This is a genomic window from Aquimarina sp. AD10 (assembly GCF_003443715.1).
GTDB classification, from domain to species: Bacteria; Bacteroidota; Bacteroidia; order Flavobacteriales; family Flavobacteriaceae; genus Aquimarina; species Aquimarina aggregata.
In genome coordinates this window covers 237164-263912 of record NZ_CP031965.1, presented here as the reverse complement: position 1 = coordinate 263912, position 26749 = coordinate 237164, and the positions used below count along the sequence as shown (strand labels likewise).

Genomic DNA, 26749 nt, shown 5'->3' with positions numbered 1-26749 from the left:
TGGTTTTACCTTATTTTAAACATAGAAAAACCATCTATCATCGATAGAAAGAGTGTTATTCAACTATTTTTTACTTAATTTTTTGTTAATACAATATTTTAAGTATACATTTATAAGAGTAAACACTTCACATAATTCTCATAAATAATTTACCCCATTTGAGAAAAAATGCATCTTTCAATTTATTAAGGCATTTGTTGCTTTTACTATTTTGAATACTTATTAGATTCTTACTAAGGAAGAATTTTTATAAACTATTTTAAAATAACTTTAATCAACTAAGTTATGGAAGTATATGCTTTTTTCTTAAACATAAAAAACTATAAATACCTCGGGTCTATTAACAGATTGTTGTATTTATTCATTTGTTTCATACTTCTTCCATCCACTATTCACTATTGACCTGTGTCATTATCTATTCTTTTTAGTGATTTTCTGAAAAAATTCAATAATCAAATACCAAACCACTATAGGTAAAAAGTAAGCCTACCAATTCAACCACGAAGTCAAAATATACAATCTTAAGGTTCACAAACTAATTTGAAATTTAGATTGAAGTAATTTAATACAATACCTAATGCTTAAATTAATTATTTACCCCGCTAATTATTTATTTTGTGCTTCTCGCATTTCAAGAAATCATTGCTTATACATTATCTTTTTTTTCTTATTAGGGTTTTCTTCATTTATAAATGCTCAAGACGCCGAAATATTAGCAGATGGTCCTACCTCAATATGTATTGGCGAAACAACTACTTTACAAGTTATTATTGGAGCGAGTGTAAATCCTTACTCTGTAGTTTATTCTGATGGTACAAGTAATTTTACGATAAACAATTATAACAGCGATGGGGATCCTGATAGTCCAACTTTTGGGGGAGATCCTATTTTCGTAACTCCATTAGTTACCACCACCTATTCTTTAGTTAGTGTTACTGATCCTTTTAACACTCCATTACCTGTAAATTCATCTACAGTAACAATAACAGTAAATCCATTTCCCTCGAATATAAATACAACAATAAATTCAGGTAACCCTATTTGTTATAACACTCCTTTTTTGATTGATGTTAGTGCAATGAATGCAAGTACGTATGAACTATGGAACGAAACTAATACCTCAAAAATTGGAGATATCCCAATTAATATTTCAATTCTTAGTAACACAAACTATACCGTAAGAGCTATAAGCTCTGCTGGTTGTATATCAACAGAATTGATAAACCTTGTTCTAGAAAATACTCCTCCAACTATTAGTGGCGAAGGCGATAAAATTATTAATCCAAACCTTAATGATTGTAGTCAAACACTTCCTGATTACCGATCTACAGTTACGGTCTCGGATAATTGTTCCTTAACAAGTAATATTACCTTAACTCAAAACCCATTACCAGGCTTAGTTATAAATGATCATGGAACAATACAAGCTGTCGCTATTACGGCAACTGATGAATCCGGAAATGAGAACATATATAATTTTAACGTCACTCTTATAGATAACCAAAACCCAGATATTAGCTGCGTTACAAATCAAACTGAAGTAGGTGATGTCTCTTGTGAATATACCTACTCAGGCACTACATGGAATGCTACCGCTAGTGATAATTGTGCTATAAATTCTTTAACTTATACATTAAGTGGTGCGAGTACCGGAACAGGAATAAATTTAGATGGTATTACCTTTTCTCAAGGAGTTACGACAGTTACATGGACTGCTACAGACATTGCTGGTTTAATTTCTAATTGTAGTTTTACTGTAGAAGTAACTGATTCTACTAATCCAACCATAAATTGTGTCTCTAATCAAACTGAAAACACTGATAATAATCAATGTTTTTTCACAAAAACAGACAATACCTGGGATGTTTCTACAAATGATAATTGCGGGATTCCTTCTGTTTCTTATGTACTTACTGGTGCTACTATAAACACAATTTCGAGTACCTTAAATGGAGTTTCCTTTAATCAAGGAGTAACAGTAGTTCAAACTACTGCGACAGATGCCTCGGGAAATAATGACACATGCAGCTTTACGGTTACAATCAACGATTCTGAAGCTCCTACTATTATTGACCTCCCTCTTAATGTAAATATTAATACCACTATAAATTCTTGTACCAGAACTATAACCTGGACAGAACCTACAGCATCCGACAATTGTAGTATCCAAAGTTTGACGCAAACATCTTCTCCTACAACAGGCTTAATTAATGGAAGTGATTTTCCTGTTGGAACCACTATAATTACATATACTGCACAGGATACTAATGGTAATAGTATCTCAGAAAGTTTTAACATAACTGTAGTTGACAATCAAAACCCTCAAATTAATTGTCCTTCAAATATTACACATAATTCGACTATAGGTATTTGTGGTTCAGTTGTAACCTACACACCTCCAACTGGTTCTGATAATTGCCCTGGATCAACGACTTTGCAAATAGCTGGGTTACCTTCTGGAGCTACTTTTCCTGTAGGTACAACTACAAATACTTTTGAAATTACCGATGCCGCTGGAAATTCGACTACTTGTAGTTTTGATATTACTATTACTGATATAGAAAACCCTACGATTGTTAACTTGCCAACAGATATAATTCAAAATAATGATTTTGATAGTTGTGGTGCTATTGTAAATTGGACAGAGCCTACAGCCGCAGATAATTGTTCGGGTAGCAGTAGTATTCAAACTTCCGGAAATAGCAACGGTTCTTTTTTCCCGATTGGAGATACTGTAGTAACATATACAGCAACCGACACCTCTGGAAACAGTATTAATGGAAGTTTTACAATTACTATTAATGACGCACAAGCACCTATAATTCAGAACTGCCCTTCTAACATTAGTAAACCTAGCAACCTAGGAATATGTTCTACAATGGTAAGTTGGACTGAGCCTAGTGCCACTGATAATTGTAGTAATTCTGGAAATATTGTTTGGACAAAATCACATTCTCCAGGAGATACCTTTCCTGTTGGAACTACTACAGTTACTTATATTGCAACAGATGAAGCAGGGAATAATAGTCTTACTTGTTCATTCGATATCCTAGTAGAAGATTTAGAAGCTCCGGTTTTAAGTAATTGTCCTATCGATATTACTACAAATGTTGATACTGGTGAATGCTTTGCAACAGTAACCTGGACAGAACCTAATGTTAATGATAATTGTACGGGATCTACAGATATTATTTGGGTTAAATCACATAACTCTGGCGATACTTTTCCTACAGGAACCACAACAGTTACATATACGGCAACAGACGAATCTGGAAATAATAGTGCTATCTGTAGTTTTATAATTACAGTAGATGATAATGAAGCACCGAATGCCGTTTGTGCAACACCAACACTTAGTTTAGATACATCAGGAAATGCAACTCTTACTGATATCTTAGTAGACGGTGGATCTAGTGATAATTGTACTACCTCTAATAATTTGATGTTTACTTTTAGTCAGACAACTTTTAATTGCTCAGATTTAGGAGCCAATGCAGTAATAGTTACAGTAACTGATGAAGCTGGTAATTCAAGTACCTGTAATACTACAGTGACTATTATTGATACTACTACCCCTATTTTAAATCCAAGTGCCCAAACCGCTAATGGTATAGTAAATACCGATATAGGTTTATGTGCTTATACAGTTCAAGGATCACAATTCGATCCTACAGTTACTGACAATTGTCCTGGTAGTATACTGTCATATACCGTAACAGGAGCCACAACTTTAACAGGTACTGGTTCACTAGCAGGGGAAAATTTGTTATTAGGGGATAATACTATTACCTGGACTGCTTCGGACGGAACAAATACATCTTCTTCTTTAATATTTACTAAAACAGTTGTAGATAATCAGCAACCAACAGTTACAGCGGTAAGTAATCAATTTAAAGATAACACTTTGGGAGTATGTGGGTACGTTGTATCGGGGAATGAATTTGATCCTATTTTCTCTGACAATTGCGGTATTACTTCGATTACCTATACCATAAATTCTGATACACCAGTAGTAGCCTCTACGTTAAACGGAGTTACTATTCCTATCGGTTTAAATACAATTGTTTGGACAGCAAGTGATGGTACAAATACAAGATCCACTAGCTTTAGAGTAACTGTTACAGATAATGAAAGCCCAGAAATTTCTTCAATTGCAGATATTAGCGAAGATATTACAACTGGATGTGATAAGGTTATTAATTGGACCGAACCCTCGGTAACGGATAATTGTTCAGGAGTTATTTTAACACAAATAGATGGTTTATCTAATGGATCTGCTTTTCCTGTTGGTACAACAACTATTATTTATAGAGCTACCGACGCTTCAGGAAATTCGGCAACTATGAATTTTGATGTTACCGTTAATGATTTAACACCTCCTGTACTAACTTGCGTATCCGGAAGTACTTTAGGGAATCCGTTTATTCGTGAGGCGGATACTGGAGATTGTTTCTATACTGTCCAAGGAACAGAGTTTGATCCTACCACAGATGATGGATGCCAAGTAGATTCTGCTACCAACTCGTTTGATGGCACTACAACCTTAGCCAATAAAAAATTACCTGTAGGAACTACCACTATTACATGGACAGCAATCGATGAAAATGGCAACAGTTCTAGTTGTAGTATTTATGTTTCTGTAGAGGATAATCAAGATCCAACATTTACAGCACCTACTGGAAATTTTGATAGAAATACTGATCCTACACAATGTTATTTTACCGTAAATGATGCTACATTTGATTTACAAAACCTTAGTGATAATTGTGATTTACAAAATCCAACTTATATAATAACTAAAAATGCAACAACTGTTTTTACAGGAACCACTTCTCTATCAGGTCTACAATTACCTAAAGATGAAACCGACCCTTATGTCATTCAATGGACTTTAAGTGATATTAATGGAAATGCTGTAATTGCAAATACATTTACCATAACAGTGTCTGATAATCAAGCTCCGACATTTGTATGTAATGGTAATGTTACAAGAAATATTCCAGGTTCATCATGCAATTATACAGTACAAGGAACCGAATTTGACCCAACATCTCTAAGCGATAATTGTGATATTTCTACAGATTTAAGTGTTACCTATGTTCTGGATGGAGTTTCTGGCGGTGTATCGAGCTCACTAGAAAACGAAATATTACCTGCAGGTCAACATACAATAATCTGGACAATTACGGATAGTATTGGAAATGCCTCTAGTTGTGAGTTTAACATTACGATAATAGACGAACAAGCCCCTTCTATTTCTACGGTTGCTAATCAAACTGAAAATGCAGCTCCTGGCGGTTGTGTTTATACGGTTGTAGGCACAGAGTTTGATCCTACTACAGTAACAGATAATTGCCCTGGTGTTACGCTTACAAACAATCAAAATGGCACCAATACTCTTGATGGGTTTTCATTTCCCGTAGGTATTAACATAGTTGTATGGACGGCAACCGATGCAGGTGGAAATGTTACCACCATGGAGTATCAAGTCGAGGTTTTAGATATTAGCCCACCTGATTTTGAACTAATCGCAAACTCTAACACCGTTGTTACTGTTTCAAAATCCACTAATACTAATGATTGTTTTTATGAAACCGTAGGTGCAGAATTTGATCCACAAGCTATTATAGATAACTGTACTTTGGATAACTTTACAATTACAAATGATTATAACAATTATCGTTCACTAGACTTCGCTACTTTTCCAGTAGGGACAACTGCTGTAAATTGGAGTATTACCGATAATGCAGGAAATACGACAACGAAAACGCTCGAAATAACCGTTGTTGATGATGTAAAACCTGTAATCAATTGTCCATCTAGCACACTTACAAGAGTAAAAGACAGAGGAGAATCCTTTTATACTGTAAGAAATAGAGAACTAAGACCTAATGTTGATGATAATTGTGGGATAAGTTCATATACCTATTCTATATCTGGAGCAACCACAGGTTCTGGCACAAATATTACCGGAGTACAGTTAAATCTGGGGATGAATATTCTTACATGGACTGCTGTTGATAATGCTGTGCCATCAAATACTCAAACTTGTATAATAACAGTTAACGTAACTTCTAGTTTATTTCCATCGTTAAGCTGTGTTGATAATCAAGTAAAGGATACCGATACAAATCAGTGTTCTTATACAGCACAAGGAACAGAATTTGATCCTTTTGCATCTACTGTAGGTGCAACTTTAATTAATGATTATAATAATTTAGCTACTTTAGACGGAGCCGTTTTTCCAGAAGGTGATACTTTGGTGACATGGACTGCTTCTCAAGTAGTTGATGGTGTAACCTATACAGATACTTGTAATTTTTATGTTATCGTAGAAGACAATGAACTTCCATCGATTACGCCTCCGGCAGATATTACTGTAGGAACCACAAGTATTTGTTCAGCTCAAGTATCTTCACTAGGAACTCCAAATACATCCGATAATTGTGGCGTTTTAAGAGTATGGAACAACGCTATAGATAATAGTTATAGTTTGGGTACACAATCAGTCACATGGTTCGTTGAGGATATCCACGGAAACATATCTTCAACAATGCAAAATATAACTGTTGTAGATGACGATCCTCCTACATTTAATTGTAGGTCATCAATCACCAGAAGAGCAGATGAAGGACAGAATTATTATACCGTTTTTGGAGATGAATTTAAGCCTTTTAGAATTTCTGATTGTTCTACATTTACAACAACCAATGACTTTAATAATACAGCTAGTCTATCAGGAGTTCAATTTCCCATAGGTACAACAACTGTTATCTGGACTTTTACAGATGCATTAGGTAATACTTCTACCTGTATAATGACTATTACCATCAATGATAATACAGACCCTTCACCCCCAGTAACTTGTAGGGCAAATCAAATTAGGAATACTGATATTGACATTTGTACATATACCATTCAAGGAGCAGAAATGGATGTTTCTTCGACTGCAACTGGAGTAACATTTACTTATACGTTAACAGGAGCTACAACAGGAACTGGTTCTTCAAGTTTAGCAAATATTGTTTTAAACAGAGGAGAAACAGTCGTGACATGGACAGCAGATAACGGCTCTAATTCTAATTCATATTGCACATATAGCATATTTATAATAGACAATCAAGATCCATCAATTATGTGGCCTCCTGATTTAAACTTAAATGCAGATTTAAATGACTGCGTTGCTACTGGTGTAAACTTAGGTACACCCACATCAACAGATAATTGTGATGGCCCTGCCAATATTAGCTATACCCAATCAACTAATGAAACTACTTTTGAATTGGGTGAAACTTTAGTTTATTGGCGAGCTAGAGACGTAAGAGGTAATCTACAGTTTCATACTCAACGAGTTGTGGTAACAGATAATCAAGCTCCAGTAATCACTTGTCCCACTGTTACGTATTATAGAGAGTACACAAACCCTAATGTAGATTTTTACTATGTTAATGGAAACGAATTTACACCACCAGTATCTGATAACTGTGAAGTAACTTCTTATACAAATAACCGAACAGGAACGGGTTTTCTCAATGGCGAAGAACTAAGTGCTGGTAATTATACATTTACCTGGACTGCTAGTGACGGAACAAATACTACAGTCTGTGATGTTAATGTTGTGGTTGTTGACGCTCTTGAGCCAGAAATTGAATGTTCTGGGAATGCTACGGCAAATTCTGATACCGGTTCCTGTACTTTTACTATACCAAATGGAGACTCCAGTTATGATACTACATTTGTTTCTTCTGCAGGAGTATCGCGAACACTTACTCATGATTTACCAGGAGCACCTTCTAACACAACCTTAGCTGGAGCCGACATACCGGTAGGAACTACCACTATTACTTGGACAGCAACTCAAACAATTGGGGGGACTACATATACAAGCACATGTAATTTTAATTTTACTGTAGAAGACGAAGAAGCACCTGTTTTAGATACACCTTTTGAAGATGTAACTTTAAATATTACACCCGGAGCTTGTAATAATACAACTACGCTTACACCACCTACAGCAACCGACAATTGTTCTGCACCTGGGGACATCACAATAACCAGTAATGCTCCTGCAACTTTCCCTATAGGGCTTACCATTGTGCGATGGGCGTTAACCGATGAAGCTGGTAATCAAACTATTTATGATCAAAATGTAACAATTATTGATAATGAAGCCCCTATAATTACTAATTGTCCTAGTACCGAAATAATTGTCAACGCAGACGGAGCTTCTTGTCAAGCTGTTGTAAATTGGCCGGCATTAATTGTAAATGACGATTGTTCAGGAGTAGCCTCTTTTATATCAAACTTTACATCTGGTAGTCTATTTCCTGTAGGAACTACTTCTGTTATTTATACGGCGACTGATAATAATGGTAATATTTCTAACTGTACTTTTGATGTTACTGTTACAGATACCCCTCCAACAATTACCTGTGTATCAGATCAACTAAGAAACGTAGATTCTGGAAGTTGTTCTTATACAGTGGTAGGAAATGAACTAGATCCTATAGAGATAACTGATAATTGCACTACTCCGGTTGTTACATGGAGTTTTGTAAATCCCGAAACTAATACTTTAGTCACAGGAACAAATACACTTTCAGGAGTAACTATTCCTAGAGGTCCAGAAAATGGCATCAATACGGGTAAAGTAACAATCAACTGGTCATCAGAAGATTCAGGTGGTCAAACGAGTACATGCTCTTACATATTAACCATTAATGATAATGAACCCCCAATTATAGTAGTTCAAGGAAACCAAATAAGACCTACAGATCTAAATCAAAACTTTTATACTGTTCAAGGAGCAGAATTTGATAATGTAACGGCTTCTGATAATTGTGGTATCGTTACTAAAATTGTAAATGAATTCAATGTTACTACATTAGATGGCCAACAGTTAGCTCTAGGAGATAATACCATTACTTGGCAAGCTACAGATGATAGTGGTAATATTGGTACTGCAGTTTTTACTGTTACAGTTATAGATACAGAAGAACCACGTCTTTTGGTTGCACCAAGCAATATTTCAGTAAATATATCGAGTGGTTGTAGCGCAGAGGTAAATTACACTGCTCCAACTTTTACAGACAATGTAACGGCTCAAGGAGACTTAAGTATAACTGTGACTCCTTCTGTCGCAGTTCCTGGATATGAATTTCCATTAGGAGATACTAATATTACTTATACAATAACAGATGAAGCGGGTAATACATTTGGTTATGATTTTACAGTAACTGTAATAGACAATATACCTCCTACTATCATTTGTCCTATTGGTGATTCTGGTAATCAATTTAATAGAAATACAGACAATGGAGAAGCTTTTTACACCACAGTGACAACAGAGTTTGATCCAACAAATTTTAGCGATAACTGCGATGTCGAAGTAAGCAATGATTATAATAATAAAACTTCGTTAGCTGGTGAAACATTTCCCATAGGAACTACAACGGTTGTTTGGACAGCTATAGATGATAGTAACAATAGTTCCTCTTGTAGTATTGATATAGTGGTTACAGATGTTGAATTACCTATAATTAACAATTGCCCTGATACTAATATTAGCCGGACAGCAGAAACGGGTGAATGCTACTACCAAATAGTAGGATCAGAATTTGACCCTTTCTCTTTCGAAGACAATGCTGGACTATCACGACTAACATATTCTATAGACGGAGCTGCAGAAGTCGGAACGAATTTGGGTACTACATTATCAGGAGAACAAATACCAGTAGGAACTTTGGCTAATCCTACTACAACTGTGCTTTGGCGTTTGTATGATACTAGTGATAATGTAAGTGCAACCTGTACTTCAGAATTTACAATAACAGATACGCAGAACCCTACATTTGTAACGATTTCTACACAAACAAGAAGTCTAGATATTGGAGCCAATACATACACAGCCAAAAATCCAGCAGATATATCATGGAATATTCCTGCAACGGATAACTGTAGTTTAAAGACGATAACATATCAAATCGATAGTGGAAGCGTTGTTGGAAGTGATCTTTCAACCTCTATTATTGGTGAAACCTTTGGAGTTGGTTCGCATACAGTTGTGTGGGAAGCTACAGATGTTAATGGAAATACCAATACCGGTACATATCAAGTTATTATTACTGATACAGAAGATCCTACTGTAGTATGTAATGACATTACTATTCAGCTTGACAATACAGGAAATTATTCCTTAACAACAGCCAATATTAATGCAATAGCTCTTGGAAGTTCAGACCCTAGTGGTATAGCTAGCACCGTGGTAACACCAAACACATTTACCTGCTCTGAAACTGGTGCAAATACAGTCACTTTAACAGTTACAGACAATAATGGTAATATTGCAAGTTGTAATGCAACTGTAACTGTACAAGACACAACACCTCCTGTAGCGTCATGTAAACCAATATCACTTGTTTTAGATGCATTTGGAAACGTAAATATTACTCCTCAAGATATCGATAATGGATCGTCAGACACTTGCGGATCAGTAAGTTTGAGTGCCAATAAAACTACTTTTGATTGTACTAATCTAGGAATCAACACTGTAACTCTTACCGTTACTGATATAAATGGAAATAGTAGTACTTGTGATGCTACAGTTACAATTCTAGATGATATTAATCCCGTTGCAGTCTGTCAAAATATTACAGTCTCATTAGATGTAACGGGTAATGCAAGTATAACAGGATTAGATGTTGATAACGGTTCTTTTGATAATTGTCAAGGTACATTAACTAGAGCGTTAAGTAAAAGTTCATTTGACTGTACAGATATTGGTTCTAATATGATAACGTTAACTGTTACAGACAGCGCTGGGAATTCGGATACTTGTACAGCTAGCGTAACAGTAGTAGATACTATTCCGCCAAATGCCATCGCTCAAGATATTACCATAAACTTAGATACTACTGGTAATGCTACAATAACAGCTCTAGATATAGATAATGGATCCTCTGATAGTTGTGGTATTGCAACTATTAATATAGATAAAACCAGTTTTGACTGTTCTAATTTAGGATCAAATCCAGTAACAAATACAGTAACTCTTACCGTTACCGATGTGAACAATAATGTAGCTACAGCAACTGCTTTAGTCACTGTTGAAGATGATATTGCTCCTACTATAACTTGCACAACATCACAAATTGTAGGAACAGATAGTGATAAATGCGGTTATGCACATAACGGAACTAATTGGGATGCTACTGCATCAGATGGTTGCGTAGCTATAAACAATCTAACTTACAGTTTATCGGGAGCAACTGTTTTAGCGGATAATCCAATCAATACTACTCTTAATGGACAACTCTTTAATAGCGGTGTTACCACAGTAACTTGGACTGCTATAGATGGTAGTGGTACTTCATCTCAATGTTCTTTTACAGTTACGGTAAATGACGATACCCCTCCCATTGCAATCGCTCAAAATATTTCTATTCAGCTAGATGCTGCTGGCACTGCAAGTATTACAGCAAATGATATCAATAATGGTTCTACCGATAATTGTGCGATACAAAGTTTGGTTATAAGTACAACTGATTTCTCTTGTGCAGATTTTGGTTCTAATATTATTACCTTAACTGTTACAGATACTAATGGAAATATTTCAACAGATAATGCAACGGTAACTGTCGAGGATACTACAGCTCCATTAGCTTCCTGTACACCAATTACTATTCAGTTAGATGCAACTGGAAATTATACATTATCAAACTCAAATATAAATACAATTGCCTTTGGTTCATCTGATAATTGTCCTAACTTCACTGCAAGTGTATCTCCGGACTCATTTGATTGTGCAATGGTAGGTACAAATACAGTTACACTTACAATCACAGATATAGCAGGTAATATAGATAGTTGTACTACTACTGTAACCGTCGAAGATAACACACCACCAATAGCACTTTGTAAAAATATTACAATTCAATTAGACGAATTTGGAGATGCCAGTATCTTAGCTGAAGATATCGATAATGGTTCTTCAGATTCTTGCGGAATAAATGTCCTAACAGTTGACGAAAATACATTTGGTTGCTCTAATTTGGGACCTAATACTGTTGTTTTAACGGTAAGAGATAATAACGGAAATGAATCTACTTGTAATGCTATCGTAACAGTTGAAGACAATATCTCTCCTGTATTCACTTCATGTCCATCAAACCAAGCAGTGGTTACAGATAATGGAGCATGTACTTATACACATACAGATAATAGTTTAAATCCATTAGTAACTGATAATTGTGATTCAACTCCATCGTTAACGTATAGCCTTACTGGTGCAACTACAATAGTTACAGGTGTAAATACAACTCTAAATGGTCAAATCTTTGAACAAGGAATAACCACAGTAACATGGAATGTTACTGATAGTGAAAGTAACACTAATAGTTGTTCGTATACTATAAATGTAACCGACACCGAAGATCCAATAGCAATATGCCAAGCTGTTACTCTTCAATTACAAAGAGATGGTACTGTATCTTTAATCCCAACCGATATTAATAATGGTTCGACTGATAATTGTGCTATTTCAACATATGAAATATCAAAAGACAATATCTCATTTAGTTCCTCTCTAACATATACTTGTCCAGAAATAGGCAGTAATACGGCATATTTACGAGTTACCGACTCTTCTGGGCGGATAGATGTATGCAGTACGATCATAACAATCCAAGACACACAATCTCCTACTCTGGATGATGTAACTGACAGAAACGTGGTTACGGATACCAATATTTGTACATATACACATATGGATGATACATGGAATCCTACAGATAATTGTGATAGTACACCGACCATTACCTATACATTATCGGGAGCCACTACTGTGATCACAGGATCCAATATCACATTAGATGGTCAAGTGTTCGAACCAGGAACGACTACCGTTACGTGGACGGTATCTGATAACGCTACTCCCTCGAATACAGGAACAGTAACTTTTGATGTTGTTGTCACTGATAATGAGAACCCAACCATTTCATGTCCTAGCAATATAACTCAAGATGTTGATAATGGCGGCGATTCATCAGTTACAGTATCTGGTATTTCTGCTCCGGTATACTCTGATAATTGTGCGGTTACCAAACTTACATATGAGCTTTCTGGAGCCACCATAGCAGCACCTCAAGTCTCTGGAATTAATGAATTAAGTAGTAGTAATTTCAATTTAGGAACAACTACTGTTACTTACATTGTTGAAGACGCAGCAGGCAATACAGAAACGTGCGATTTCTTAGTTACAGTAAATGCCCTTCCTGATAATACAGTTATTGTTTCGGAAACTTCTATTCAAACTTCAGAAGATTTAACCACAGATTCTTTTACAGTTGTACTACCTTTTGAACCATCGGGTACTGTCGTCTTTAATGTTGTTAGTGATGATTTAACCGAAGGTACCGTATCTACAAGTACATTAACTTTTGATTCGTCTAATTGGGATATTCCACAAACAGTAACTATAACAGGAGTAAATGATGACTTAGATGATGATGATATTGGTTATACTATTATTCTTACTACTGATCAAGCTGCTACCGATGATTTATCGGGGTATGAAAATGTTAATCCATCAGATGTTACAGCAATTAACTTAGACAATGACATTGCTGGAGTAACCGTATCCACCATTTCTGGAAATACTACAGAAGATAATGGTACGGCCACCTTTACTATTGTTCTTGATACTGAACCTACAGAAAATGTTACAGTTACTCTTTCTAGTAATGATCTATCCGAAAGTGATACTTTTACTCCTACATCATTAACATTTACTTCAACAGATTGGGATATTCCCCAAACTATAACAGTTACCGGTAAAGATGATGATATTGTTGATGGTGATGTAACCTATACAATTGTTACTAGTAATACCTCTTCTCTAGATCCAAAATATACGTCATTAGTTGTTGATGATATTACAATAATAAACGAGGATAACGATAATGTCGGAGTTACAGTTACTCCTACTTCGTTAACTACTTCAGAAGCTGGTGGAACAGCAACATTCACAGTAGTTTTAGACAGTAAACCAGCAACAGATACACAAGATTTTGTAGTCGTTGTAAATGTCGTTAGTAGCAATACAAATGAAGGAACCGTAAATACATCATCTTTAACTTTTACAGCTGCAGATTGGGATAATCCACAAACTGTTACGGTAACGGGTGTAGATGATATTCTTGTTGATGGTAGTATTTCTTATTCTATTATAAATACAATAGACACATCCTTGACTACAGATAATAATTACGATGGATTAAATCCTGATGACGTAGCAGTGAACAATACTGATGATGACACAGCTACATTATCGATTGATAGTGTAACAGAAACAGAAGGTAACTCAGGAACTATCGACTATATATTTACGATTACTCATTCGGGAGCAGAAGTTGTTGGTGGATATGGTGTTACATTTTTTACTTCTAATGTTGAAGCCAGGGCTCCATCAGATTTTACTGCAAACGGAGGTCGCATTGATTTTATAACGGGTGCAATAGGTGAAACTCAAAATATTACTATTTCAGTTAATGGAGATACAGCAGTAGAAATTAATGAACGGTTTAATGTTGTTCTTAATAGTATTATTGCGCCAGGAAAAAACATTACTATTGACCCTTCTGGTAAGACAGGCGTTGGAACTATTATCAATGATGACAGTACTACAGTTTCTATTTTAGACGCATCAATTTCAGAAGGAAATACAGGAACATCAACACTTACTTTCACTGTAGAGTTAAGCGGAGAGGTTGAAGATGGTTTAACTATTGATTATACCACTGTAGATGGAACTGCAACTACTGCTAATTCTGATTATATTGCAAATTCAGGAACGTTAACCTTTGATGGCTTAGCAAACGAACAAGAAACTATTGAGATTACTATTAATGGAGATGAAATCATTGAATTAGACGAATCTTTTACAATAAACTTAAGCAATATAGTTCCGGTATCGGCTCCCAATTCATCAATTACTTTTAGTAACAACTCGGCTACGGGTACGATTATTAATGATGATGAGGCTACAATTTCTATTACAGGTTTTAGCGTCAATGAAAATGTTGGAACCGCAAATTTTACAATTTCAACCAGCCAACCAATACAAAACGAAACTACATTAGAATTCACAACTGCAGATATTTCGGCACTTGCAGGATCGGATTATACTGCGGTACCAACTACACTATTAACATTTGGAGGAATTAATGCTGAAAGCCAAACTATTAGTGTTACAATAAATAATGATAACATAATTGAACCTACCGAAACATTCAATGGTATTATAAATAACTTAATCACGAATGGTCAAGATATCATCTTAAATGGTGGTGTCGGCAGTCTTTCGTCTATTGGAGAAATCATTGATAATGACACTGCTACTTTAAGTATCGATGATATAAGTGTAAATGAAGGTGATGGTACGGCTACTTTTACGGTGTCACTAACAGGAAATGTACAAAATAACTTTACTCTAGACTATAGTACAGCAAATAATACAGCCATCGCTAGTAGTGATTACACAGCCATTCCCTCAACTACATTAACCTTTGGGGGAACCAATAATAATACACAAACCTTTCAGGTAACTATTCTTGAAAACACCATCGCTGAACCTACCGAAACATATTTTATTAATCTAGACAATCTAGTAACAAACGGACAAACGGGAATCACTATTCTAGACAATCAGGGAGAAGGTGAAATAATTGATAATGATAGCCTAGAACTTAGTATTGCTGGATTTACAATCACTGAAACAGAAACCACACAAACTGCTAACTTTACCGTAACAAGTAACATAGCCGCTGAAGAAGATATTGTATTTACACTTACTACTGCACATATAACAACTACTGAAGCAACGGACTTTACAACACAAACGGCACAATCCTATACCCTATCTGCAGGGGATACAACTATGAATCTTCCCGTAGCTATATTAGGAGATCTTATCGCTGAACCTACAGAAACGTTTACCGGAACAATCGCGATTACAAATGCTAATGCGCAACAAGTAACCATTGCAACTCCTACTGCAACTAGTACCATTAATGATAATGACACTGCTATTTTAAGTATTGCCGGATTTACAATCACTGAAACAGAAACTACACAAACAGCCAACTTTACTGTAACAAGTAACATAGCCGCTGAAGAAGATATTGTATTTACACTTACTACTGCACATATAACAACTACTGAAGCAACAGACTTTACAACACAAACTGCACAATCCTATACCCTATCTGCAGGGGATACATCTATGAATCTTCCTGTAGCTATATTAGGGGATCTTATCGCTGAACCTACAGAAACGTTTACTGGAACAATAGCTATTACAAATGCTAATGCGCAACAAGTAAGCATTGCAACTCCTACCGCAACTAGTACTATTAATGATAATGATAGTGCGACCTTAAGTATTAATGATGTAAGTGTAAATGAAGGGGATGGTACAGCTACCTTTACGGTCTCTCTTACAGGAAATGTACAAAATAACTTTACTCTAGACTATAGTACAGCAAATAATACAGCTATCGCTAGTAGTGATTACACAGCCATTCCCTCAACTACATTAACCTTTGGGGGAACCAATAATAATACACAAACCTTTCAGGTAACTATTCTTGAAAACACCATCGCTGAACCTACCGAAACATATTTTATTAATCTAGACAATCTAGTAACAAACGGACAAACGGGAATCACTATTCTAGACAATCAGGGAGAAGGTGAAATAATTGATAATGATAGCCTAGAACTTAGTATTGCTGGATTTACAATCACTGAAACAGAAACTACACAAACTGCTAACTTTACCGTAACAAGTAACATAGCTGCTGAAGAAGATATTGTATTTACACTTACTACTGCACATATAACAACTACTGAAGCAACAGACTTTACAACACAAACTGCACAATCCTATACCCTATCTGCAGGGGATACAACTATGAATCTTCCTGTAGCCATACTAGGGGATCTTATCGCCGAACCTACAGAAACGTTTACCGGAACAATAGCCATTACAAATGCTAATGCGCAACAAGTAAGCATTGCAACTCCGACTGCAACCAGTACCATTAATGATAATGATAGCCTAGAACTTAGTATTGCCGGATTTACAATCACTGAAACAGAAGCTACACAAACTGCTAACTTTACTGTAACAAGTAACATAGCCGCTGAAGAAGATATTGTATTTACACTTACTACTGCACATATAACAACTACTGAAGCAACAGATTTTACAACACAAACCGCACAAACCTATACCCTATCTGCAGGAGATACAACTATGAATCTTCCTGTAGCCATACTAGGGGATCTTATCGCCGAACCTACAGAAACATTTACCGGAACAATAGCGATTACTAATGCTAACGCACAACAAGTAAGCATTGCAACTCCGACGGCAACCAGTACCATTAATGACAATGATAGTCTGGAACTTAGTATCGCAGGGTTCACAATCACTGAAACAGAAGCTACACAAACAGCCAACTTTACTGTAACTAGTACTATTGCTGCGGAAGAAGATATAACCTTTACACTTACAACAGCACATATAACAACTACTGAAGCAACGGACTTTACAACACAAACGGCACAATCCTATACCCTATCTGCAGGGGATACATCTATGAATCTTCCAATAGCCATACTAGGGGATCTTATCGCCGAACCTACAGAAACGTTTACCGGAACAATAGCTATTACAAATGCTAATGCACAACAAGTAACCATTGCAACTCCTACCGCAACTAGTACTATTAATGATAATGATAGCCTAGAACTTAGTATTGCTGGATTTACAATCACTGAAACAGAAACTACACAAACAGCCAACTTTACCGTAACAAGTAACATAGCCGCTGAAGAAGATATTGTATTTACACTTACTACTGCACATATAACAACTACTGAAGCAACGGACTTTACAACACAAACTGCACAATCCTATACCTTATCTGCAGGGGATACAACTATGAATCTTCCTGTAGCCATACTAGGGGATCTTATTGCCGAACCTACAGAAACGTTTACCGGAACAATAGCCATTACAAATGCTAATGCGCAACAAGTAACTATTGCAACTCCAACTGCAACCAGTACTATTAATGATAATGATAGCCTAGAACTTAGTATTGCTGGATTTACAATCACTGAAACAGAAGCTACACAAACTGCTAACTTTACCGTAACAAGTAACATAGCCGCTGAAGAAGATATTGTATTTACACTTACTACTGCACATATAACAACTACTGAAGCAACAGACTTTACAACACAAACTGCACAAACCTATACCCTATCTGCAGGGGATACATCTATGAATCTTCCTGTAGCTATACTAGGGGATCTTATCGCTGAACCTACAGAAACGTTTACCGGAACAATAGCCATTACAAATGCTAATGCGCAACAAGTAAGCATTGCAACTCCGACTGCAACCAGTACCATTAATGATAATGATAGCCTAGAACTTAGTATTGCCGGATTTACAATCACTGAAACAGAAGCTACACAAACTGCTAACTTTACCGTAACAAGTAACATAGCCGCTGAAGAAGATATCACCTTTACACTTACTACTGCACATATAACAACTACTGAAGCAACAGACTTTACAACACAAACTATACAATCCTATACCTTATCTGCAGGGGATACATCTATGAATCTTCCTGTAGCCATACTAGGGGATCTTATCGCCGAACCTACAGAAACGTTTACCGGAACAATAGCCATTACAAATGCTAATGCGCAACAAGTAACCATTGCAACTCCTACCGCAACTAGTACAATTAATGATAATGATAGTGCGACCTTAAGTATCGATGATATAAGTGTAAATGAAGGTGATGGTACGGCTACTTTTACGGTGTCACTAACAGGAAATGTACAAAATAACTTTACTCTAGACTATAGTACAGCAAATAATACAGCTATCGCTAGTAGTGATTACACAGCCATTCCCTCAACTACATTAACCTTTGGTGGAACTAATAATAATACACAAACTTTTCAGGTAACTATTCTTGAAAATACAATTGCAGAACCTACCGAAACCTATTTTATTAATCTAGACAATCTAGTAACAAACGGACAAACGGGGATCACTATTCTGGACAATCAGGGAGAAGGTGAAATAATTGATAATGATAGCCTAGAACTTAGTATTGCTGGATTTACAATCACTGAAACAGAAACTACACAAACTGCTAACTTTACCGTAACAAGTAACATAGCCGCTGAAGAAGATATTGTATTTACACTAACCACTGCACATATAACAACTACTGAAGCAACAGACTTTACAACACAAACCGCACAATCCTATACCCTATCTGCAGGAGATACATCTATGGATCTTCCCGTAGCCATACTGGGGGATCTTATCGCTGAACCTACAGAAACGTTTACTGGAACAATAGCCATTACAAATGCTAATGCACAACAAGTAACCATTGCAACTCCTACCGCAACTAGTACTATTAATGATAATGATAGTCTGGAACTTAGTATTGCCGGATTTACAATCACTGAAACAGAAGCTACACAAACTGCTAACTTTACTGTAACAAGTAACATAGCCGCTGAAGAAGATATTGTATTTACACTTACTACTGCACATATAACAACTACTGAAGCAACAGACTTTACAACACAAACTGCACAATCCTATACCTTATCTGCAGGGGATACATCTATGAATCTTCCGGTAGCTATATTAGGAGATCTTATCGCTGAACCTACAGAAACGTTTACCGGAACAATAGCTATTACAAATGCTAATGCGCAACAAGTAACCATTGCAACTCCTACCGCAACTAGTACTATTAATGATAATGATAGCCTAGAACTTAGTATTGCTGGATTTACAATCACTGAAACAGAAACTACACAAACTGCTAACTTTACCGTAACAAGTAACATAGCTGCTGAAGAAGATATTGTATTTACACTTACTACTGCACATATAACAACTACTGAAGCAACAGACTTTACAACACAAACGGCACAATCCTATACCTTATCTGCAGGGGATACATCTATGAATCTTCCGGTAGCTATATTAGGAGATCTTATCGCTGAACCTACAGAAACGTTTACCGGAACAATAGCTATTACAAATGCTAATGCGCAACAAGTAACCATTGCAACTCCTACTGCAACTAGTACTATTAATGATAATGATAGCCTAGAACTTAGTATTGCTGGATTTACAATCACTGAAACAGAAGCCACACAAACTGCTAACTTTACTGTAACAAGTAATATAGCTGCTGAAGAAGATATTGTATTTACACTTACTACTGCACATATAACAACTACTGAGGCAACAGACTTTACAACACAAACGGCACAATCCTATACCCTATCTGCAGGGGATACATCTATGAATCTTCCGGTAGCTATATTAGGGGATCTTATTGCTGAACCTACAGAAACGTTTACCGGAACAATAGCCATTACAAATGCTAATGCACAGCAAGTAACTATTACAACTCCTACAGAAACTAGTACTATTAATGATAATGATAGTCTGGAACTTAGTATTGCCGGATTTACAATCACTGAAACAGAAACTACACAAACTGCTAACTTTACTGTAACAAGTAACATAGCCGCTGAAGAAGATATTGTATTTACACTTACTACTGCACATATAACAACTACTGAAGCAACAGACTTTACAACACAAACGACACAATCCTATACCTTATCTGCAGGGGATACATCTATGAATCTTCCTGTAGCCATACTAGGGGATCTTATCGCCGAACCTACAGAAACGTTTACCGGAACAATAGCCATTACAAATGCTAATGCACAACAAGTAACCATTGCAACTCCGACGGCAACCAGTACAATTAATGATAATGATAGCCTAGAACTTAGTATTGCTGGATTTACAATCACTGAAACAGAAGCTACACAAACTGCTAACTTTACCGTAACAAGTAACATAGCCGCTGAAGAAGATATTGTATTTACACTAACCACTGCACATATAACAACTACTGAGGCAACAGACTTTACAACACAAACTGCACAATCCTATACCTTATCTGCAGGGGATACAACTATGAATCTTCCCGTAGCTATATTAGGGGATATAATTGCTGAACCTACAGAAACATTTACCGGAACAATAGCGATTACTAATGCTAATGCACAACAAGTGAGCATTGCAACTCCGACGGCAACCAGTACCATTAATGATAATGATAGCCTAGAACTTAGTATTGCCGGATTTACAATCACTGAAACAGAAACTACACAAACTGCTAACTTTACCGTAACAAGTAACATAGCCGCTGAAGAAGATATCGTATTTACACTTACTACTGCACATATAACAACTACTGAAGCAACAGACTTTACAACACAAACTGCACAATCCTATACACTATCTGCAGGGGATACATCTATGAATCTTCCAATAGCCATACTAGGGGATCTTATCGCCGAACCTACAGAAACGTTTACCGGAACAATAGCCATTACAAATGCTAATGCACAACAAGTAACCATTGCAACTCCTACCGCAACTAGTACAATTAATGATAATGATAGCCTAGAACTTAGTATTGCTGGATTTACAATCACTGAAACAGAAGCCACACAAACTGCTAACTTTACCGTAACAAGTAACATAGCCGCTGAAGAAGATATTGTATTTACACTTACTACTGCACATATAACAACTACTGAGGCAACAGACTTTACAACACAAACTGTACAATCCTATACCTTATCTGCAGGAGATACAACTATGAATCTTCCCGTAGCTATATTAGGAGATCTTATCGCTGAACCTACAGAAACGTTTACCGGAACAATCGCGATTACAAATGCTAATGCGCAACAAGTAACCATTGCAACTCCTACTGCAACTAGTACCATTAATGATAATGACACTGCTATTTTAAGTATTGCCGGATTTACAATCACTGAAACAGAAACTACACAAACAGCCAACTTTACTGTAACAAGTAACATAGCCGCTGAAGAAGATATTGTATTTACACTTACTACTGCACATATAACAACTACTGAAGCAACAGACTTTACAACACAAACTGCACAATCCTATACCCTATCTGCAGGGGATACATCTATGAATCTTCCTGTAGCTATATTAGGGGATCTTATCGCTGAACCTACAGAAACGTTTACTGGAACAATAGCTATTACAAATGCTAATGCGCAACAAGTAAGCATTGCAACTCCTACCGCAACTAGTACTATTAATGATAATGATAGTGCGACCTTAAGTATTAATGATGTAAGTGTAAATGAAGGGGATGGTACAGCTACCTTTACGGTCTCTCTTACAGGAAATGTACAAAATAACTTTACTCTAGACTATAGTACAGCAAATAATACAGCTATCGCTAGTAGTGATTACACAGCCATTCCCTCAACTACATTAACCTTTGGGGGAACCAATAATAATACACAAACTTTTCAGGTAACTATTCTTGAAAATACAATTGCAGAACCTACCGAAACATATTTTATTAATCTAGACAATCTAGTAACAAACGGACAAACGGGGATCACTATTCTGGACAATCAGGGAGAAGGTGAAATAATTGATAATGATAGTCTGGAACTTAGTATTGCTGGATTTACAATCACTGAAACAGAAACCACACAAACTGCTAACTTTACCGTAACAAGTAACATAGCCGCTGAAGAAGATATTGTATTTACACTTACTACTGCACATATAACAACTACTGAAGCAACGGACTTTACAACACAAACTGCACAATCCTATACCCTATCTGCAGGGGATACATCTATGAATCTTCCCGTAACTATATTAGGGGATCTTATTGCTGAACCTACAGAAACGTTTACCGGAATTATAGCGATTACTAATGCTAATGCGCAACAAGTAACTATTGCAACTCCTACTGCAACCAGTACCATTAATGATAATGATAGTCTGGAACTTAGTATTGCCGGATTTACAATCACTGAAACAGAAGCTACACAAACTGCTAACTTTACTGTAACAAGTAACATAGCCGCTGAAGAAGATATTGTATTTACACTTACTACTGCACATATAACAACTACTGAAGCAACAGACTTTACAACACAAACGGCACAATCCTATACCTTATCTGCAGGGGATACATCTATGAATCTTCCGGTAGCTATATTAGGAGATCTTATCGCTGAACCTACAGAAACGTTTACCGGAACAATAGCTATTACAAATGCTAATGCACAACAAGTAACCATTGCAACTCCTACTGCAACTAGTACTATTAATGATAATGATAGCCTAGAACTTAGTATTGCTGGATTTACAATCACTGAAACAGAAGCCACACAAACTGCTAACTTTACTGTAACAAGTAACATAGCTGCTGAAGAAGATATTGTATTTACACTAACCACTGCACATATAACAACTACTGAGGCAACAGACTTTACAACACAAACTGCACAATCCTATACCTTATCTGCAGGGGATACAACTATGAATCTTCCTGTAGCTATATTAGGAGATCTTATCGCTGAACCTACAGAAACGTTTACCGGAACAATAGCCATTACAAATGCTAATGCGCAACAAGTAACCATTGCAACTCCTACCGCAACTAGTACTATTAATGATAATGATAGTCTGGAGCTTAGTATTGCTGGATTTACAATCACTGAAACAGAAACTACACAAACTGCTAACTTTACCGTAACAAGTAACATAGCCGCTGAAGAAGATATTGTATTTACACTTACTACTGCACATATAACAACTACTGAAGCAACAGACTTTACAACACAAACTATACAATCCTATACGCTACTTGCTGGAGATACAACTATGAATCTTCCGGTAGCCATATTAGGGGATGTGATTGTGGAACCTACAGAAACGTTTACCGGAACAATAGCTATTACAAATGCTAATGCACAACAAGTAACTATTGCAACTCCTACCGCAACTAGTACCATTAATGATAATGACACTGCTACTTTAAGTATCGATGATGTAAGTGTAAATGAAGGGGATGGAACGGCTACTTTTACGGTGTCACTAACAGGAAATGTACAAAATAACTTTACTCTAGACTATAGTACAGCAAATAATACAGCTATCGCTAGTAGTGATTACACAGCCATTCCCTCAACTACATTAACCTTTGGGGGAACCAATAATAATACACAAACCTTTCAGGTAACTATTCTTGAAAACACCATCGCTGAACCTACCGAAACATATTTTATTAATCTAGACAATCTAGTAACAAACGGACAAACGGGGATCACTATTCTGGACAATCAGGGAGAAGGTGAAATAATTGATAATGATAGTCTGGAACTTAGTATTGCCGGATTTACAATCACTGAAACAGAAGCTACACAAACTGCTAACTTTACTGTAACAAGTAACATAGCCGCTGAAGAAGATATTACCTTTACACTCACAACAGCACATATAACAACTAGTGAAGCTGAAGATTATACAACACAAACAGCGCAATCCTATACCATACTTGCTGGAGATACCACTATGAATCTTCCTATAGCTATATTAGGAGACGTAATAGTTGAGCCTACAGAAACACTTACAGGAACTATAGCTATTACTAATACAAATGCACAACAAGCAACTATTACAACTCCTACTGCAACTAGTACCATTAATGATAATGACGGATCTATTGCAACTATTATTACAACTAACATAGCATCTGAACCAAGTACTAATGGCCTATTTACGATAAACTTAAGTAACCCTATTTCTACATCAACTACTATCAATTATATTATCTCTGGAACAGCAATTCCGAATGAAGACTATACTGCATTAAGTGGAAGTCTTACCATAGAAGCAGGTGATGTTTCAGGATTTATTAGTGTCCCTGTACTAGATGATACTATTTTAGAATTAGAAGAAACCGTTATCGTTACAATAACCGGAACAGACAACTCTGTAATTATTGGTGCCATGGATGAAGCTATTGTAACAATATCTGATGATGATAGTTCAGAAGTTAGTATACTATCGACTAGCCAAGCAAACGAACCAAATACAGATGGATTATTTACTATTAACCTAAGTAACCCAGTATCGACTGCAACGACAATAAATTATAGCGTATCTGGAACCGCAGTTTCCAATGAAGATTTTACCGCTCTAAATGGAGTCATAACTATTGCTGCAGGAAACACTTCTGGAACAATCGATGTAGCCGTTCTAGATGATACAGAAGTAGAAGGAATAGAATCCGTAGTTGTAACGCTAATGAGTACTAATAATGCAGTACTAATAGGTACCGTTAATGAAGCTACTGTTAATATAAATGATAATGATACGGCAGAAATAAATATTCGGGCTATTACAAACGGCAGTGAGCCATCTATCAATGGGGAATTTGAAATTTTTCTTGATAAACCTGTTACTATAAACACAATAGTTAGTTATATCGTTGATGGTGTCGCAACTTCAAATTTAGATTATGTTGGACTTAGTGGAACGATAAACATTCCTGCCAATACCACCACTATTAGTATTCCAATAGAAATAATTGACGACAACATTGTAGAGTACAATGGTGAAACAATGACAATTATATTAGAAAGTGTTGAAGATATTTTAACCATCGGGTCCCAAAATCAAGCAACAATACTAATAGAAGACGATGAAATACCAAATCCGGCTATTGAGTTAATAAAAACGGCTAACTTAGAAGAAAATAGCGAGTTAGATGATACCATTACTTACAACTTTACAGTTAGTAATACTGGTAATGTAGCTCTTGATTTTATCGAAATAAATGATCCTTTATTGGATGCCGATCCTATTCTAGTAGAAGGTTTACTTCAAATTGGCGAACAAATATCTATTTCAAGAGATTATCAAATTTCACAAGAAGATATTAATGCCGGTAATGTCACTAATACAGCCTTTGTATTTGCCATCGATACAGTATTAAACACAACTGTAGATGATATTTCTGATAATGGTATTGTTGAAGATGGTGATGACAATCCAACGATAGTCCAATTAGTACAAACAGAGAACATCGCTCTTATTAAAACTGCTAGTTTCAATGACGAAAATGGAGACAGTATTTCACAAATAGGAGAAACTATAACGTATAACTTTACCATTACAAATACAGGTAATGTTACTTTATTTGATGTGATGATAGAAGATAATCTACCTGGACTAGTTCTTTCTGGAACTCCTATTACCTTAGCACCAGGAGAATCAGATGATATTAGTTTTACTGGTACCTATGCAATTACTGTAGAAGATATTTCGAATCAACAAGTAATCAATCAAGCCACCGTCTATGGCACAACCAGCTTAGGTAATATTGTACAAGATTTATCAGATGGAGAAGATAATTTTGGAGATACACCAACAGAAACAATTCTTAGAGGGTGCGAAATTAAGGTATATAATGCAGTATCCCCTGATGAGAATGGCAGTAATGATATCTTTAGAGTAGAAGGTATAGAATGTTATACCGATAATAAAGTTGAGATCTTTAACAGATGGGGACAGTTAGTTTATGAAAAGGAACAATATAATAACAAAGACAATGCATTTAAAGGCTTTTCTGAAGTAAGAGGAACTATAAATGATTCAAGAGGACTACCCGCTGGCACTTATTTTTATGTAATTAGATATGTGGATTTTAATGGAATAACAAGAATGTTATCTGGTTATTTATATGTTAATGGTAAATAA

General features: G+C 36.0%; 1 protein-coding gene. It reads left to right on the top strand.

Going from position 1 to position 26749, the window contains the following annotated elements; all coding sequences use genetic code 11:
- Positions 1-577 precede the first annotated feature (577 nt).
- Positions 578-26749, top strand: coding sequence for a Calx-beta domain-containing protein (locus D1816_RS00905; RefSeq protein WP_118500836.1), 26172 nt, complete (start codon positions 578-580; stop codon positions 26747-26749).